This window comes from Shewanella sp. SM71, from assembly GCF_025653905.1.
Lineage (GTDB): Bacteria > Pseudomonadota > Gammaproteobacteria > Enterobacterales > Shewanellaceae > Shewanella > Shewanella oncorhynchi.
The window spans coordinates 1-2166 of sequence record NZ_JAKKRW010000040.1; the positions used below are offsets into that span (position 1 = coordinate 1).

Here is a 2166-nt window from a genome sequence, read left to right on the forward strand (position 1 = left end):
TGTCCGTGCGACCTGAGGTCGTATGAAGCGCTGTTCACAGCGATAAGAGTGAACCATCTGTATCACCAGATGACCCTAAGACTCTGAATAAAGCAGCGAGTCTGACAATGTAACGATATTTGGCTTTATGCCGAATGGGAACAGAATCGTGAGAGGACGTTCTTCCTGATAACCACAATCGGGTAAGTGCTAGGGTGTCAGTATGATGAACGTAAGTGAATCCATATAAGGTGCGTTATACGTGAAACAGCGGAAGTGGTTAATACGCTGTGGCCAAAAGGCACGAGAGTTGGAAAGAGATTGGACAGTGCTCTTTCGTGATCAAATAACTCTCCGCACTATAGTGGGCATCTAACCTGACGTTGCGCGACATACGGAACAGGGTAAGCCTGTATTGCTCCCCTTGGGAAAGCGGTCTGCGAAGACTGCCGATAGTCATGCAGGTAAAGGAGGCTAGAAAAAGCGAATGCCGCATTGTAATGATGCGGATACAGACTTCTATCTGGCGCGAAAGCGAGCTGACTTCTAGCTGGTCTCCCGTTGCAAGATGATTTGAAGAACTTTATTCAAGGAGAAACGCAAATGATGGCTTCAAACGAAGTTAGTGCACCTCCTGACAATGCTCAATGGCAATCCATTAACTGGAAGGCGGTTAAGCAACATGTATTAAAGCTTCAAATGCGCATTGCAAAAGCAACCCGAGAAGGTAAACACAGCAAGGCGAAAGCATTGCAGTGGATATTAACCCACTCTACATCAGCAAAATTGCTTGCTGTTAAAAGAGTTTCTCAAAATAAAGGCAGCAAAACACCAGGGATCGACGGCATTATTTGGAATAGTGATGCTCGTTGTATGACTGCGGTGAATCAACTGAGCCGGAAAGGCTATCATGCCAAACCGCTCAGGCGTATCTACATCCCCAAGAAAAACGGCAAACTCAGACCTTTAGGCATACCCTGCATGATAGATAGAGCGCAGCAAGCGCTTCATCTTCTCGCCTTGGAGCCTATTTCGGAAACGGTGGCCGACCTCAATAGCTATGGCTTTCGACCTAACCGAAGCGCAGCAGATGCAATTGCACAGTGCTTCAAATGTTTATGTATGAAGCGCTCTAGCCAATGGGTTCTTGAGGGTGACATCAAAGCTTGTTTCGATAAGATAGGTCATCAATGGCTCATCGACAACATTCAATTAGATAAGCGAATGCTGAAACAATGGCTTGGATGTGGTTATGTTGATAAAGGATTGTTCTACAAAACAGCAGAAGGAACACCGCAAGGCGGGATAATCTCCCCAACGCTGATGTTGCTCACGCTGGCTGGGTTAGAACAATTGGTTAAGTCTATTGCCTGTAAAACAGGTAATAGGGTCAACTTTATCGGATATGCAGACGATTTTGTTATCACAGGTTCTTCGAAGGAAGTGCTCGTTAATGAAATCAAGCCGCAACTAATTGGTTTTCTACAGGAAAGAGGCTTAACATTCTCTGATGAGAAAACGCACATAACTCATATCGATGATGGGTTTGACTTTCTGGGATTCAATATCAGGAAGTACAACGGCAAACTGCTCATTAAGCCGAGCAAGAGCAACGTTCTATCATTTTTGAGTAATCTACGTGAATTCATCAGAAAACATCCAACAATCCCCGTTAACGATTTAATCAAAATATTGAATCCGAAACTGAGAGGATGGGCGAACTATTATCGCCACAGTGTTGCAAAGCAAGTTTTCGGTTATGTAGGGCATCAACTTTTCTGGTTGTTATGGCGTTGGGCCGTTAGGCGTCATCCAACTAAAAGTAAGGACTGGGTGAGGCGTAAATACTATATGAATCGCATAGGAGGATGGCAATTTCACGGTTGGCAGAAAATCGCCAACATGGACTGCCATTTTAATCTGGTTCAGATAGCTCAAACGCTGATAAAGAGACATGTGAAAATCAGGAGCGCAGCCATACCTTACGACCCCGAATACGAAGCTTACTTAAGTAAGCGGAAACAGGCAAAGGAAGGTCGAAACTCTTGGTTCGATCCTGTCTTAGCTGCTATATAGGGTGCTGGGTAACAGAACACGCCTTAGTGGAGGCTTGAGCCGTATGCAGTGAAAGTTGCACGTACGGTTCTTAGGAGGGCGGCACTTGGTAACAGATGCCGTCTATCCGAC

Annotated in this window: 1 protein-coding gene; it reads left to right on the forward strand. The window is 45.2% G+C overall.

Annotated elements, in window-relative coordinates:
* The first annotated feature begins 582 nt into the window (after positions 1-582).
* Positions 583-2055, forward strand: coding sequence for a group II intron reverse transcriptase/maturase (gene ltrA / locus L5L97_RS22690; RefSeq protein ID WP_263183404.1), 1473 nt, complete (start codon positions 583-585; stop codon positions 2053-2055).
* Positions 2056-2166: the final 111 nt, after the last annotated feature.